General features: G+C 70.0%; 14 protein-coding genes. 5 read left to right on the top strand and 9 right to left on the bottom strand.

From position 1 onward, the window contains the following. The first annotated feature begins 234 nt into the window (after positions 1–234). Genes ACE37J_RS17100 through ACE37J_RS17110 form a run of 3 tightly spaced genes read left to right on the top strand, consistent with a single transcriptional unit; the run spans position 235 to position 3,080 of the window. The gene (locus tag ACE37J_RS17100) at positions 235–1,260 is read left to right on the top strand and encodes a TRAP transporter substrate-binding protein (RefSeq protein WP_409713211.1); all 1,026 of its coding nucleotides are present in this window, start codon (positions 235–237) and stop codon (positions 1,258–1,260) included. Further along, on the top strand, positions 1,261–1,791 hold the full coding sequence (locus tag ACE37J_RS17105; RefSeq protein WP_409713214.1) for a TRAP transporter small permease: 531 nt from the start codon (positions 1,261–1,263) through the stop codon (positions 1,789–1,791). It abuts the gene before it with no gap. Further along, the gene (locus ACE37J_RS17110; RefSeq protein WP_409713217.1) at positions 1,788–3,080 is read left to right on the top strand and encodes a TRAP transporter large permease; all 1,293 of its coding nucleotides are present in this window, start codon (positions 1,788–1,790) and stop codon (positions 3,078–3,080) included. Before ACE37J_RS17105 ends, ACE37J_RS17110 begins: the two co-directional genes overlap by 4 nt. A gap of 54 nt (positions 3,081–3,134) precedes the next feature. Here ACE37J_RS17110 and arsJ read toward each other — a convergent pair whose 3' ends face one another. The 8 genes from arsJ to moaA all read right to left on the bottom strand — a co-directional run bounded on the left by arsJ (position 3,135) and on the right by moaA (position 10,400). Continuing rightward, positions 3,135–4,388 (bottom strand): organoarsenical effux MFS transporter ArsJ, encoded by a 1,254-nt coding sequence (gene arsJ, locus ACE37J_RS17115; protein WP_409713220.1) that lies wholly within the window; start codon positions 4,386–4,388, stop codon positions 3,135–3,137. Further along, positions 4,385–5,395 carry an ArsJ-associated glyceraldehyde-3-phosphate dehydrogenase gene (locus ACE37J_RS17120; protein ID WP_409713223.1) on the bottom strand — a complete coding sequence of 337 codons (1,011 nt, stop codon included), beginning with the start codon at positions 5,393–5,395 and terminating at the stop codon, positions 4,385–4,387. Before ACE37J_RS17120 ends, arsJ begins: the two co-directional genes overlap by 4 nt. Positions 5,396–5,405: 10 nt before the next feature. Then, complete coding sequence (arsB, locus tag ACE37J_RS17125; protein WP_409713226.1) at positions 5,406–6,461, bottom strand: ACR3 family arsenite efflux transporter; 1,056 nt, start codon at positions 6,459–6,461, stop codon at positions 5,406–5,408. Continuing rightward, positions 6,458–7,327, bottom strand: coding sequence for a metalloregulator ArsR/SmtB family transcription factor (locus ACE37J_RS17130; protein WP_409713229.1), 870 nt, complete (start codon positions 7,325–7,327; stop codon positions 6,458–6,460). The genes arsB and ACE37J_RS17130 overlap by 4 nt, the downstream gene beginning before the upstream one ends. A 70-nt stretch (positions 7,328–7,397) precedes the next feature. After that, complete coding sequence (locus ACE37J_RS17135) at positions 7,398–8,459, bottom strand: cupin domain-containing protein (protein WP_409713232.1); 1,062 nt, start codon at positions 8,457–8,459, stop codon at positions 7,398–7,400. Then, complete coding sequence (locus ACE37J_RS17140) at positions 8,456–8,914, bottom strand: hypothetical protein (protein ID WP_409713235.1); 459 nt, start codon at positions 8,912–8,914, stop codon at positions 8,456–8,458. The genes ACE37J_RS17135 and ACE37J_RS17140 overlap by 4 nt, the downstream gene beginning before the upstream one ends. Before the next feature lie 65 nt (positions 8,915–8,979). Next, complete coding sequence (locus ACE37J_RS17145; protein WP_409713238.1) at positions 8,980–9,393, bottom strand: ASCH domain-containing protein; 414 nt, start codon at positions 9,391–9,393, stop codon at positions 8,980–8,982. Continuing rightward, positions 9,390–10,400: a GTP 3',8-cyclase MoaA gene (gene moaA / locus ACE37J_RS17150; protein WP_409713240.1), complete on the bottom strand. Its 1,011-nt coding sequence runs from the start codon at positions 10,398–10,400 to the stop codon at positions 9,390–9,392. The genes ACE37J_RS17145 and moaA overlap by 4 nt, the downstream gene beginning before the upstream one ends. 85 nt (positions 10,401–10,485) lie before the next feature. Here moaA and ACE37J_RS17155 point away from each other — a divergent pair, with 85 nt between their 5' ends. Next, positions 10,486–10,902, top strand: a complete 417-nt coding sequence (locus ACE37J_RS17155; protein ID WP_409713243.1) for a hypothetical protein — start codon at positions 10,486–10,488, stop codon at positions 10,900–10,902. Then, positions 10,899–12,539, top strand: a complete 1,641-nt coding sequence (locus tag ACE37J_RS17160) for an acyl-CoA synthetase (RefSeq protein ID WP_409713246.1) — start codon at positions 10,899–10,901, stop codon at positions 12,537–12,539. The genes ACE37J_RS17155 and ACE37J_RS17160 overlap by 4 nt, the downstream gene beginning before the upstream one ends. On the opposite strand, the gene ACE37J_RS17165 is transcribed toward ACE37J_RS17160, so the two are convergent. Beyond that, positions 12,502–13,683, bottom strand: coding sequence for an MFS transporter (locus ACE37J_RS17165; protein WP_409713249.1), 1,182 nt, complete (start codon positions 13,681–13,683; stop codon positions 12,502–12,504). The two genes, ACE37J_RS17160 and ACE37J_RS17165, sit on opposite strands and share 38 nt — an antisense overlap. Between the last annotated feature and the right edge of the window lie 61 nt (positions 13,684–13,744).

Consider the following 13,744-nt stretch of genomic DNA (forward strand, 5'->3'; position numbering starts at 1 on the left):
CCTGACGCGTTTTCCGGTCTGACCGGGCCTGTCAGACCGGAAATCGCTCCGGCGGGACCGTTCGCCGGGGCCGCGGCCCCGGGTCGTCGGCGCCGCCGGCGGCCGCGCCCGGCTCCCGCCCCGGCGCATCCTCCGCTCAGGATTCCCATTGTCTTGTTGCGGCGCGGCGGTAAGACTTGCCTCCATAACGCCGGCGGAATGAGAAACCCGGCGACCCGTCAACAGGAGGCGTGAATGAATATCCTCAAGTCCGCCGCGCTCGGCGCGCTGGCGCTTTCCTTCGCCGTGACGGCGAAGGCCGATGTGGAGCTGACCTATTCCTCGTGGCTCCCCTGGACCCACCCGGTGAACGAGGCGATCTACATCCCGTGGATGGAGGCGATCGAGAAGGAGAGCGAGGGCCGCATCACCTTCAAGCGGCTGCCGAAGCCCGTCGCCTCCCCGCCCGCGCATCTCGACGCGGTGCGCACCGGGCAGGCGGACGTCGCCTTCACCGTCCACGGCTACGCGCCGCAGCGCTTCGCCGCCTATCTCTTCGCGGAGCTGCCGCTCCTCGGCGACAGCGCGGTGGCGACCTCGATCGCGCTCCAGCGGACGCATGACAAGTTCCTGGCCGACAAGGGCTATTACGAGGGCACGCATCTCATCGGGATGAACACGCACGGCCCGGGCGTGATCCACCACTCGAAGAAGCACATCCTCTCCCCGGAGGACATGGCGGGGCAGAAGATGCGGACGGGCGGCCCGATCCCCAAGGCGGTGGTCGAGGCCTGGGGCGGCGTCTCCGTCGCGCAGCCGGCGCCGAAGAGCTATGAGATCCTCTCCACCGGCGTGGCGGACGGGATCACCTTCCCCTATGAATCGCTGCCGAGCTTCAAGATCACGGAGCTGGTGCCCTATTCCACCTACATCCCCGGCGGGCTCTATTCCTCCTCGCATTTCCTCGTGATCAACGAGGAGGTCTATAACGGCCTCTCCGACGAGGACCGCGCGGTGATCGACAAGTTCTCCGGCGAGGCCTTCGCGAGGTTGGCCGGCGAGGGATGGGACAAGATCAACGCCTGGGGCCTCGGCGAGGCCGAGAAGGCGGGCAACAAGATCGTCACGGCCCCCGCGGAGCTGATCTCCGAGGTGGAGAAGCTGAACGAGAAATTCGTCGCCGATTATTTCGAGCAGGCGAAGGCCGTCGGCGTGGACGGGGAGGCGATCTACGCCTTCTTCAAGGAAGAGGCCGCGAAGCTCGCCGCCGGGACGAACTGAGTGAGCGAAGCCGCACACGGCGCGGGGCCGGCTTCCGGCCCCGCGATGCGGCTTGCGGAGGCGCCGGCGAAGGCGCTTTCGCTCGTCGCATGCCTGATGCTCTTCGTCATGATGATCATCACCTTTCTGGACGTGGTCGGCCGCTACTTCTTCTCCAGTCCGCTGCCCTCCGCCTATGAGCTCGTCTCGCTCTGCATGCCGGCGATCATCTTCTGCGCCCTGCCGCTCGCCAACCTGCGGGAGGAGCATGTGACGGTGGACCTGCTGGACGGTGTGACGCCCGGCCTCGTGAAGCGGGCTCAGGGCGTGATCGTCAACCTCGTTGTCGCGGGGGCGACCGGCTTCGTCGCCTGGCGACTCTGGGTCCGCTCCTCGGATCAGGCGCGGTTTTCCGAGGTGACGGAGGCGCTGTTCCTGCCGCTCTGGCCGTTCAGCCTCGCCATGGCCGCCCTTTGCGCCGTGGCCGCGCTGGCCAGCCTCGCCGCGGCTTTCGCCTGGGCGACCGGCGCGCGGAGGCGGGCGGAAACATGACCGAAGCCCTGATCGGCCTCGCCGCGCTGCTCGGCCTCGCCTTCCTGCGCGTGCCCATCGCCTTCGCGATGATCGTCACCGGCTTTTTCGGGATGATGTATGTGGGCTCCACGCGCGGCGCCCTCGCCAATGTCGGGCAGACCGCCTTCGACGCGGCGATTTCCTATGAATTGTCCGTCGTCCCGCTCTTTGTGCTGATGGGCAATTTCGTCGCCCGCGCGCGGCTGGCGGGGGAGCTTTACGACGCGTCCAACGCCTTTCTCGGGCACCGGAAGGGCGGGCTCGCCATGGCGACGGTCGTCGCCTGCGGCGGCTTTTCCGCCATCTGCGGCTCCTCGCTCGCCACGGCGGCGACGATGTCCAAGGTCGCAATGCCCTCGATGCGCCGCTACGGCTACGATGACGGGCTGGCGGCGGGCTCCATCGCCGCGGGGGGGACGCTCGGCATCCTGATCCCGCCCTCCGTGATCCTCGTGATCTACGGCATCCTGACGCAGACGAGCATCGGCAAGCTCTTCGCCGCCGGGGTGATCCCGGGCCTCATCGCCGTCCTCTTCTACCTCGCCGCCGTGCGCTGGGTGACCTTCCGCGACCCTTCCAAGGGCCCGGCGGGCGAGCGTATGGGCTGGCCGGAGCGCTTCCGCCTCCTTCGCTCGGTCTGGGGCGTGCTGACGCTCTTCGCCATCGTGATGGGCGGCATCTATGGCGGCGTCTTCAGCCCGACCGAGGCGGCGGGGATCGGCGCCGTGGGCGCCTTCCTCTTCGCGCTCTTCCGCGGCGCGCTGACATGGACGACGCTGAAGGAGGTGCTGCTCGAAAGCGCGATGACGACGGCGATGCTCTTCGCCGTGCTGATCGGCGCGCTGCTGTTCGCGAATTTCATCAACCTGACGGATTTCCCGCAAATGTTGCTGGAGATCGCGGGCCAGTTCGCGGAGACGCCGTGGCTGGTGATCCTCGCCATCCTCGTCATCTACATCCTGCTCGGGACGGTGTTCGAGAGCCTCTCCATGATCCTCCTCACCGTGCCGATCTTCTTCCCGCTGGTGATGGAGCTCGGCTACGATCCGGTCTGGTTCGGGATCGTGGTGGTCGTTGTGACGGAGATCAGCCTCATCACCCCGCCCGTCGGCCTCAACGTCTTCGTGCTGAAGGGCGTGCTGCCGGACGTGCGGACCTCGACCATCTTCCGCGGCGTGACGCCGTTCTGGGTGGCGGACCTGTTCCGGCTCGCGCTTCTGGTCATGGTCCCGGCGCTTTCGCTCTGGCTGCCTTCCTTCGTGCGGTGAGGGCGTTAACTCTTTTGTCTCATGGAATCAGCCGCTTGGCCTCGATAACCATGGTTATGGGCGCTCCGACCCCGCGATTCCCCGCGCCGCGAGCCAGCTGAGCGCGGCCATCGCCGCCGCCGTCCCGAGGCAAAGCGGGAGGCCGCCGGCCTGGTAGGAGAGGCCGGAAAGGAGCGTGCCGAGGAGGCGCCCCACCGCGTTCGCCATGTAATAGAAGCCCACATCCATCGTCACCCGCCCCGCCGGGGAGAGGGCGAGGATGAGGTAGGAATGGAGCGCGCTGTTGAGCGCGAAGACGGCGCCGAAGACGAGGAGCCCGGCGACGACCGCGCCCGGCAGCCACTCCCCCCCGACCAGCGCGAGCCCGGCGAGCCCCGCCGGGATGAAGGCGAGAACGAAGACCCAGCGCCGCGCCAGCCTGACGATCTCCGCCAGCGGCTTCCCCTTCGCCTTCAGGATCGCCGGGGTGAAGCCCTGCACCGCGCCGTAGCCGATGATCCAGCATGCCATGAAGGCCCCGATGAGGAAGAACGCCTCCCGGTTCCCCTCCGCCGTCCCGTCCGAGAGGACCGAGTAGAAATAGACAGGGATGCCGACGACGAACCAGACGTCCCGCGCCCCGAAGAGGAACATCCGCGCGAGGCTGAGGCGGTTCACGTCCCGGTCCTTCGACCAGACCTCGCGGAACTTGGCCTCTTTCCGCCCCGCAGGCAGCCCCGCCGGCATGAAGAGCGCGACCGCCGCCAGCACGAACGCGAGCGCCCCCGCCATCGCCATCACCGAGGCCTCGAAGCCGAAGAGGCCGAGCGAGGCGGCGCCGATCAGGAACCCCGCACCCTTCACCGCGTTCTTCGAGCCGGTCAGCGCCGCGACCCAGCGGAAGAGCGCGCCCTCCCCCTCCGGCGCGAGGAGCTTCACCGCGCTCTTGGCGCTCATCTTCGAGAGGTCCTTGGCGACGCCGGAAAGCCCCTGCACGACCATGACATAGACGACCGAGAGGAGGAGCGCCCATTCCGGGTCGAGCGCGGCGAGCAGCAGGAGCGCGCCGATCTGGAGCGCGAGCCCGGCATAGAGCGTGGAGGTCAGCCCGAACCGCGCCGCGATCCAGCCGGTGGAGAGGTTCGTCACCACGCCCATGAATTCGTAGAGGAGGAAGAGGAAGGCGAGCTGGAACGGCGTGAAGCCGAGGACGTGGAAATGCAGGAGCACCAGCATCCTGAGCGCGCCGTCCGTCAACATGAAGGCCCAGTAGGCCGCCGTGACGGCGATGTAGGCCGGGAGCCCCGCGGGCCGCGTCGCCGCGGTCACAGCCCGGCCCCGACGAGCCGGGCGATGTCGGCCATGCGGCGGGCGTAGCCCCATTCGTTGTCATACCAGGCGTAGACCTTCGCCTGCGTGCCGTTCACCACCATCGTCGAGGGCCCGTCCACGATGGCCGAGCGCGGGTCGTTCAGGAAGTCGGAGGAGACGAGCGGCCGCGTCTCGAACCCCAGAATGCCCTTCAGGGGGCCATCGGCGGCGGCGGCGAAGAGGCCGTTGATCTCCTCCGCGCTCGTCTCCCGCTCCATCTCGAACACGCAATCGGTGAGCGAGGCGTTGAGGAGCGGCACGCGGACGGCGTGGCCGTTCAGCCGGCCTTTCAGCTCGGGGTAGATGAGCGTGATGGCGGTGGCGGAGCCGGTCGTCGTCGGGATGAGATTGGTCAGCGCGGAGCGGGCGCGCCGCGGGTCCTTCGCCGGGCGGTCCACCATGACTTGCGTGTTCGTCACGTCATGGATCGTGGTGATGGAGCCGTGGCGGATGCCGATGGATTCGTGCAGCACCTTCACCACCGGCGCGAGGCAGTTCGTCGTGCAGCTCGCCGCGGTGACGAGCCGGTGCGCGGCCGGATCGTAGAGATCGTGGTTCACGCCATAGACGAGGTTGAGCGCGCCGCCATCCTTCACCGGCGCGGAGACGACCACCTTCTTCGCCCCCGCCGCAAAGTAAGGCTCCACCTTCGCGGCGGTCTTGAACACCCCGGTGCAGTCGAGCACGAGATCGACGCCGAGCGCGGCCAGCGGCAGGTCCTCGATCCGCTTCTCCTGCGTCAGCCGCATCCGCAGGCCGTTGACGGAGAGACTCTCCGCGTCGTGCGCCAAGGCGGCGGGCCAGCGGCCGTGCACGCTGTCGAACTCGAGCAGAAGGGCATGCTGCTCAGGGTCCCCGCCCGGATCGTTGAGGAGGACGATTTCCCCCGGCGTTCCGTTCTCGATCAGCGCCCGGAGCAGGAGCTTGCCGATGCGGCCGAGGCCGTTGATCGCGATGCGGGCCATGAGACTCCTTTCAGGCGGGGAACCAGCCGCGCGTCCGGTTGGCGAAGGCGACGAGGGAGAGCATCACCGGCACCTCCACCAACACGCCGACGACCGTCGCCAGCGCGGCCCCGGAATTGACGCCGAAGAGCCCGATGGCGACGGCGACGGCGAGTTCGAAGAAGTTCGACGTGCCGATCAGCGCGCAGGGCGCGGCGACCTTGTGGGGGATGCGCCAGAGCTTCGCCGCCCAATAGGCCAGCGCGAAGATGCCGTAGGATTGCAGGAGAAGCGGAACCGCGATCAGCAGGATCACCAGCGGCCTGTCGAGAATCACCCCGCCCTGAAAGCCGAAGAGGATCAGCACGGTGGCGATCAGGCCGATGACGGAGGCTGGCTTCACCCGCTCCTTGAACGCCGCCACCGCCGCCTCCCCGCCCCGCTTCACGAGACGCGCGCGCACCGTAAGCCCGGCGGCGAGCGGGATGACGACATAAAGGAGGACGGAGAGCAGCAGCGTCTCCCACGGGACGGAGAGCTCCGTCAGCCCGAGGAGGAGCGCGACGATGGGCGCGAAGGCGAAGACCATGATCGCATCGTTGAGGCTGACCTGCGCGAGCGTGTAGGTCGGGTCGCCCTTCGTGAGATTGGACCAGACGAAGACCATCGCTGTGCAGGGCGCGGCACCGAGGAGGATGAGCCCGGCGAGATAGGAATCCGCGTCCTCCGGCGGGATCAGCCCGGCGAAGACATGGTGGAAGAAGAGCACGCCGAGCGCCGCCATGGTGAAGGGCTTCACCAGCCAGTTGACGCCGAGCGTCACGACGATCCCCTTCGGCCGCGCCGCCACATGGCGGAGCGCGGCCGGGTCCACCCCGACCATCATCGGGAAGACCATCGCCCAGATTAGGACGGCGACGACAAGGTTGACGGAGGCGTATTCGAGCGCCGCCAGCGCGGCGAAGAGACCGGGCGCCAGAAAGCCGAGCCCGATCCCCGCCGCCATCGCGAGCGCGACCCAGAGCGAGAGCCAGGCCTCGAAGAGGCCGAGCCCGCCGGTTCCGCCTTCCGCCTCCGCGGCGCTCATCCGGCCCGCCGCTCATCCGTCGCGGCGCTCAGGCCGATGGCGTCGAGCCGCTTCTGGAGCGAGATCCGGTCCAGCGTCGCCACGGGGAGGGAGAGGAAGCCGGTCATCCGGTGGCGGAGCGTGCGATAGGCTTCGGTGAAGGCCAGCGCCTTCTCGGCCGTCGTGCCGACGGCCTTCACCGGGTCGGGCATCCCCCAATGCGCGGTGATCGGCTGGCCCGGCCAGGGCGGGCATTCCTCGTTCGCCGCGCTGTCGCAGACGGTGAAGACGAAATCCATCTTCGGCGAATCGGCCTGCTGGAACTCCTCAACGTTCTTGGAGCGGAGACCCGAGATGTCATGGCCGAGGCGCTTCAGCACCGCCACGGCCTCCGGGTTCAGCTCCGAATAGGGGCGCGTGCCGGCGGAGAAGGCGCGGAAGCGCCCCGCGCCCTCCTTCGCGAGGATCGCCTCGGCGAAGATCGAGCGGGCGGAATTGCCGGTGCATATGAAAAGCACGTTGAAGATGCGGTCGGTCATGATTCCGGTTCCTTCGTCGAGGCGGCGGAGCGCCTGGGCGGCGAGCGGCGCGCAAAGCTCGGGGCGGCCGCGGCAGCAATCGTTGACGAGAAAGGCGAGGAGCGCGCCGACCCGTTCGAGATCGACGGCGTAGAGGATCGACCGCCCGTCCCGCCGGGAGGTGGCGAGGCCGGCGCGGGCGAGCGCGGCGACATGGACCGAGAGCGTGTTGGGCTTCAGCCCCAGCGCCTCCGCGATCTCCCCGGCGGGAACGGAGCCCGGCGCCCGCCGCGCGAGGAGGCGGAAGACGGCGAGCCTGCCGGGATGGGCGAGGGCGGAGAGGGCGTCGGTTTCGGCTGTCGATTCCATATTTCATGGATAGTTGAAATATGGAGGCGCGACCAGTTCCCGATTGTGAAACCTTTGCGACAGCCGCGCGTCAGGCGCGGGGCATCGTCACTTCGAGGAGTTCGAGATCGGCGCTCGGCGCGGCGTAGGTGGTGGCGAGGCCCGGCGGCGTGGTGAAGGCGTCCCCCGCCTCAAGCAAGCGCGGGGCCTGCCCGGCGGCTTCGAGCCGCATCGAGCCCGCGCGGAGGAAGGTGAAATGAATGTCGGCCTCGGACGCGAGCGGCGCCGCCTCGCCCTCGCCCGTGGGACGGAGGACATGAACGGCGGCGACCCCGCCCGTCGCCCGCGCCACGCCCGTATCGCGATGGATGAAGCCGGGCCGCGCCGCCGGCCGCCATTCCGCCCCCGCCTCCCGATGGAGGAGGAAGACCTGCCCGTCAAAGACGCGTTCGGGGCGATGCGCCTCGGTCGGCAGGGTCATCGCGTGGTCGATCCGGGTCACGTGATCGGCCGGCGCGCCGATCTCCACCACTTCGAGCATGTCGGAGGCGTGGAGCACGCGGTGGCGGATGCGCGGCGGCTGGATCACGCAATCCCCCGCATGAAGGCGGAAGGGCGGCCCCTGATCCTCATAGACGAGATCGACCCAGCCGGCATGGCAGAAGATGAGCTGGAAGCCGACCTCGTGGAAATGCACCATGTCCGGCACCGGCCCGCCTTCGGGGATGCGGATATGGCTTGCGATGAAGGCGCCGCCGAGCCTCCCGGGCGCAAGGTCCCGGTAGTGCATCCCCGCCCGTCCGATCACCCAGGGCGCGCCGTCGCTGAGCCGCTGGACGAGGAAGGCGGGCTCCGCCTTCGGGGCGGGCAGCTCCTCCCCCGGCGGGGCGATCTCGATGCGGTGGCCGCTCGGCGAGAGCAGCGCGCGAACCCCGCCCGCAAGCGCGGGATCGTCCGTAAGGATACGGATCGTCCCCGGCGCCTCCGCCGCCCCGCGCTGGAGCCGGATGCGGAGCCCGTGGCCGGAGATGACGGCGACGGCGGGATCGTCCGCCGGGTGGATCAGGTCGAGCCGGAAGCCGAGCGTCTCGAAGAAGGGGAGGTCCTGATGAAGATCGGCGGTGGGGAGGCGGATCTCCGCGACGCTCGTCAAGGATGCGCCTCGTGCAGCACCGAGACGCCCTCGGCGCCGCGGCGGCGATGGCGCCGCCGGTACATGTAGGCCGCGAAGAGGGAGACCAGAAAGGTCTTGCGCCCGGCCTCGATCACGACCTCGTCCGTCCAGATCGCGCCGCCCTCCGGCCGGGGGGTGATGGAGAGAACGTGATCCCAGCGCGGAATGCTGGGATTCGATTCGGCGAAGACGATGCTCCGCGCGTCGCGGTCCAGCCGCGCGACCCTGATCCGATGCGACCCGCCGGGAAGGCGACCGAGCCAGGTGATGACGATCTCGAAATCCTCGCCCTCGCGCACCGGCGCGTCGGGAAGACCCTCGTAGATGGCGAGGCCGTCCATCGCCTGCCGGAGATCGCGCCAGTGGAGCGCATCGGCGAACAGATCCTCGGCGGATCGGGAATAGGAGCCGCAGGTCTTGACGATTCGCGTCATCACGAAGGCATACTCAACTTAAGGAAGAGTTACGAATGAAAAAATCGCGTTCACGCCGCCGCCGCTCATCCGAAGTCCTCCACGAGGCGGAACCGCTCGCAGACGAGCAGCATGTCGGGCGAGAAGCCGCAGGTGCGGCGGAACCATCCTTCATGGTCTCGGCGCCAGCCTTCGAGGCTGTCGTTCTCGCCTTCGGCAAGGGCGAAACTCTCGTCCACCTCGTCGAAGCGACGCGTCTCCAGCGAAACCGTCTCGATCACAAGCGCGGGGGCGCCGTCAGAGCCGAGCGCAATGTCGCGCCGCCCGACCGCCGGCGCCGTCTCCCCGCCGGATTCGTAGACGGACAGCGCCTGACAGGTGGCCGTCTTCAGGCCCGAGCGAACGAGCGCAAGAAGCTCCGCGTTGAGGCCCGGGTCGCCGTCTGCGAAGCGGAAGGTCGCCGCGCCCGGATACTTCGCCAGAGCTTCGTCGAGCGTCATCCGCCCGTGTGGGACATGTGGCGCGAGACCTCGCCCGAGACGCGCTGGCGCGAATAGTCGAAATCGTGGCCCTTGGGCTTGCGGGCGATGGCGGCGCGGATCGCCTCGTTCAGCGGCGCGTCCGTATCGGGATGCGCGCGCATCGGAGCCCGCAAGTCCGCCTCGTCCTCCTGCCCGAGGCACATGAAGAGCTGCCCGGTGCAGGTGAGCCGCACGCGGTTGCACCCTTCGCAGAAATTGTGCGTCAGCGGCGTGATGAAGCCGATCCGCCCGCCCGTCTCCTCGCAGCGGAGATAGCGGGCGGGGCCGCCGGTGTTGAGCGGCAGCGGCGTAAGGCGCCAGCGCTTGCCGAGGTCCTCCCGGAGCTGGCGGAGCGAATAATACTGGTCGAGCCGGTTCTCGTTGCCGATGTCGCCCATCGGCATCACCTCGATGAAGGTGAGGTCGAAGCCGCGCGCGCCGCACCATTCGACCATGCGGTGGATCTCGTCGTCGTTCACGCCCTTCAGCGCGACGGCGTTGATCTTGACCTTCAGCCCCGCCTCCGCCGCCGCGTCGATCCCGTCCATCACCTGGTGGAAGCGGCCCCAGCGGGTGATCTTCGCGAATTTCGCCTCGTCCAGCGTGTCGAGCGAGACGTTGACGCGGCGCACCCCGACCTCCGCCAGCGGCTTCGCGAAGCGGCGAAGCTGGGAGCCGTTGGTGGTGAGCGTCAGCTCCTCCAGCCCGTCTCCGAGCCGGCGGCCCATCGCCTCGAAATATTTCATGATGTCGCGGCGGACGAGCGGCTCGCCGCCGGTGATCCGCAGTTTCTTCACGCCGAGGTCGATGAAGGCGTTGGAGACGCGGGCGAGCTCCTCCAGCGTCAGAAGCTCCTGCTTCGGCAGGAACGTCATGTCCTCCGACATGCAGTAGACGCAGCGGAAATCGCAGCGGTCGGTCACCGACACGCGGAGATAGGTGATCGGGCGACCGAACGGGTCGATGATGGGGGCTGTCTGGACCATGAACGAAAGGTAAGCCGGCGCCGCTCCGCTTGCAATCGGCGCCTTCGCGGCGTGATGCTGCGGCGCGGGATGAAAGGAGCGGGGCATGAGGCGAATGGCGGCGATCCTGGCGGCGCTGGCCTTGTCGGGCTGCGAGGCGGTTCCTGCGTTCGCGCCGCAACCCTCGGCCGTCGCTCCGCCGCCGGTCGAAGCTCCGGCCGCTGCGGCCCCTGTCCTCGTGGAGAGCGGGGCCGAACCGGCCCCCGGCGCCGCCTTCCGCATCTCCAACCTTCCCGCCGAATGGGACGGGGAGGCGACGGCGGGCGGGCTCTGGGTCGCGCTGCCCTACCTCCCGGCCTTCGAGCGCGTGCTGATCCGCAATCCTGAGACCGGCGAGGCGGTCGTCGCCCGCCTCTTCTGGCGGGACGGGGCGGCGAAGGAGGCGATGCTCTCCAGCGCCGCGGCCGAGGCGCTCGGCCTTCCGCCCGGAACGGCCGTGATCGAGGCCGAGGTGCTGGAGTGATCGCCTTCCCCGAGATGCCGGAGGCGACAAACTGGGCCGCGGCCCGCGCCGGCTTCCGCTGGGCGCCGCCCGCCCGCTACAACATCGCGGAGCTGATCTGCGGGCGCTGGGCGGAGGCGGCGCCGGAGCGGACGGCGCTGATCGCCATCGGCGCGGAGGGGCGGCGCGTCTGGCCCTTTCGCGCGCTCTGGCGCGCCTCCGCCCGCTTCGCCAACGCGCTGGAGGCGGCGGGCGTGGAGGCGGGGGACCGCGTCGCCGTCCTCCTCCCGCAATCGGCCGAGGCGCTCATCGTCTGGCTCGGCGCGATCCGGCGCGGGGCGGTGATCTGCCCGCTCTTCACGCTCTTTGGGGAGGACGCGCTCGAATTTCGGCTCCGCGACTCGGGGGCGAAGGCGCTCGTGACGGACGCGGCGAACATGCCCAAGGTCGCCGCGATCCGGGATCGGCTCCCCGATCTCCGCGCCGTCTGGTGCGTCGAGGGGGCGGGCGAAGGCGCGGACAGCCTGCCCGAAACCCTCGCCCGCGCGAAGGACGAGGCGCCCGTGGCGCGCACGGGGCCGGACGACGCGGCGCTCCTCTCCTACACCTCCGGCACGACAGGCCCGCCCAAGGGCGCGCTCCACGCGCAGCGCGTGCTGGCGGCGCATGTGACGGGCGCGCGCATCGCCTACGATTTCCTCCCCCATGAGGGGGACGTGATGTGGACGCCTTCGGACTGGGCATGGATGGGCGGCTCGATGAACGCGATGGCGCCCGCGCTCTTCCACGGCGTTCCGCTCGTCGCGCACCGGATGGCGAAGTTCGACCCGGAGCGCGCCTTCGCGCTGATGGCGGAGGAGGGGGTGCGGCTCGCCTTCCTCGCGCCCACCGCGCTGAAGCTGATGCGCCGCGTCCCGAACCCGGCGCAGACGCGGCTCCGCGCGCTCGGCTCGGCGGGCGAATCGCTCGGCGCTGAGACCCTCAACTGGGGGCGGGAGGCGTTCGGGCTGACGATTCACGAATTCTACGGCCAGACCGAATGCAACATGGTGATCGGCAACAACGCCCGGCTCATGCGCCCGAAGCTGGGCGCGATGGGGCTCGCCATGCCGGGCCATGACGTCGCCGTGCTGCGGCCGGACGGGGCGGAGGCGCGGGTCGGGCAGGTCGGGGAGCTCGCCGTCGCCGCGCCGGATTTCGGCATGTTCCTCCGCTACTGGAACCAGCCGGAAAAGACGGCGGAGCGCTTCGTCGAGGGGCCCGGCGGCCGGCGCTGGATGCTGACGGGGGACGAGGCGAGCCGGGATCCGGAGGGCCGCTTCCGCTTCGACAGCCGGACGGACGACGTCATCACCTCCTCGGGCTATCGGGTCGGACCGACCGAGATCGAGGACTGCCTCGCCGGCCACCCCGCCGTCGCCGTCGCCGCCGTGATCGGAACGCCGGACCCGGTGCGGACGGAGGCGATCCGCGCCTTCGTGAAACTCGCGCCCGGCGCCGAGGGCGGGGACAGGACCGCCGCGGCGCTGATCGCCCATGTCCGCCTGCGGCTCTCCCCCCATCTCGCCCCCGTCTCGGTGGACTTCGTGGAGGAATTGCCGATGACGGCGACGGGGAAGATCATGCGCCGGGAGCTGAGGGCGCGCCTTTCGCCCTGAGCGTCAGCCGCGCGGCGAGGAGGATCGGCAGGCAGGCGAGAATCATCAGCGCCCCGGCGTCGAAACTCGCCGCCGCGGTTCCCGCCGCCTCCGCCGCCGCGCCGCCGATCGCCGGGGCGGCGAGGGAGAGGGCGTAGAAGATCGCGTAGAAAAGCCCCATCCCCGCCGCCCGCGTCTCTGGCCGGAGCGCAGCGGCGGGCATCGCCATCACCGTTCCCGCAGGGATGCCCGCCGCGACGCCGATCAGCGCGAAGGCGAGGGCGGGCGGCGCGCCGGCCCGCGCGGCGAGAAGGCCGAGCGCGAAGAGGAGGAGGCCGAAAGCCGTCATCAGGTCGCGCCGCCCCGTCCGGTCCGCGACGAGGCCGCTGAGCGGCGCGGCGATGCAGAGCGCCCAGATCGAAAGGCTCGTCGCCCCGCTCGCCGCGGCGAGGGCGAAGCCCCGCTCCGCCAGCAGCGCGGGGCCGAAGCTGAACACCATCGAGAAGCCGCCATTGTAGAGCCCCCAGATCGAGGCGGCCATGAGCGTGACGGCGAGCGCCCGTCCCCGCGGAAAGGCCGCCGGCGCCGCCGCGCCCGGAGCGCGCGGCGCCGGGCGATGGCGGAGGAGGATGAGCCCGAAGCCGAGGACGACGAAGCCGAGCGAGAGGCCGAGCGCGGCGCCGAGCCCGCCCGCCCCCGCGACCAGCGGCAGGACGGAGAGCGCGGCGGCGATGCCCACGGGCCAGGAATTGACGAAGACGGCCATCGCCGTCGCGATCTCCCGCCCCGCGAACCAGTCCGCCGCCATCTTCGAGAGGACGACGTTGACGATCACCCCGCCCGTTCCCGCGATGAGCCGCGCGGCCAGCGCCAGCTCCCATGTCGGCGCGACGAGGGCGAGCGCGCCGCCCGCGGCCATCAGGCCGAGCGCGAGGAGGACGATCCGCCTGTCCCCGAACCGCCCGGCCAGCGCGCCGCCGGGCGCGGCGAAGACGATTCCGGGCGCGACATAGAGCCCGATCAGCACGCCGATCTCGGCGAGGCCGACGCCGTAGCGCTCCGCGAAGAGGGGGGAGAGGGCGCCGACCGTCTGGAACTGGAAGGCCATCGCGGCGCGGACGGCGAAGAGGAGCGCCAGCGCCCGCCATCTCGCCTCGATCCGCATGGCGGCCATCCTCCCCTGCCCCGGATTTCGTCCCACGCCGCCGCGGCGCCCGTCAATCTTG

The sequence above is a fragment of the Pikeienuella sp. genome (assembly GCF_046290545.1).
Taxonomy (GTDB): domain Bacteria; phylum Pseudomonadota; class Alphaproteobacteria; order Rhodobacterales; family Rhodobacteraceae; genus Pikeienuella.

Bases quoted from the DNA above. Each gene is read 5' to 3' on its own strand.
- ACE37J_RS17130 (WP_409713229.1), bottom strand. From the start codon at position 7,327: ATGGAATCGACAGCCGAAACCGACGCCCTCTCCGCCCTCGCCCATCCC.
- ACE37J_RS17155 (WP_409713243.1), top strand. From the start codon at position 10,486: ATGAGGCGAATGGCGGCGATCCTGGCGGCGCTGGCCTTGTCGGGCTGC.
- ACE37J_RS17165 (WP_409713249.1), bottom strand. From the start codon at position 13,683: ATGCGGATCGAGGCGAGATGGCGGGCGCTGGCGCTCCTCTTCGCCGTC.
- ACE37J_RS17120 (WP_409713223.1), bottom strand. From the start codon at position 5,395: ATGGCCCGCATCGCGATCAACGGCCTCGGCCGCATCGGCAAGCTCCTG.
- moaA (WP_409713240.1), bottom strand. From the start codon at position 10,400: ATGGTCCAGACAGCCCCCATCATCGACCCGTTCGGTCGCCCGATCACC.
- ACE37J_RS17145 (WP_409713238.1), bottom strand. From the start codon at position 9,393: ATGACGCTCGACGAAGCTCTGGCGAAGTATCCGGGCGCGGCGACCTTC.
- arsB (WP_409713226.1), bottom strand. From the start codon at position 6,461: ATGAGCGCCGCGGAGGCGGAAGGCGGAACCGGCGGGCTCGGCCTCTTC.
- ACE37J_RS17110 (WP_409713217.1), top strand. From the start codon at position 1,788: ATGACCGAAGCCCTGATCGGCCTCGCCGCGCTGCTCGGCCTCGCCTTC.
- ACE37J_RS17140 (WP_409713235.1), bottom strand. From the start codon at position 8,914: ATGACGCGAATCGTCAAGACCTGCGGCTCCTATTCCCGATCCGCCGAG.
- ACE37J_RS17100 (WP_409713211.1), top strand. From the start codon at position 235: ATGAATATCCTCAAGTCCGCCGCGCTCGGCGCGCTGGCGCTTTCCTTC.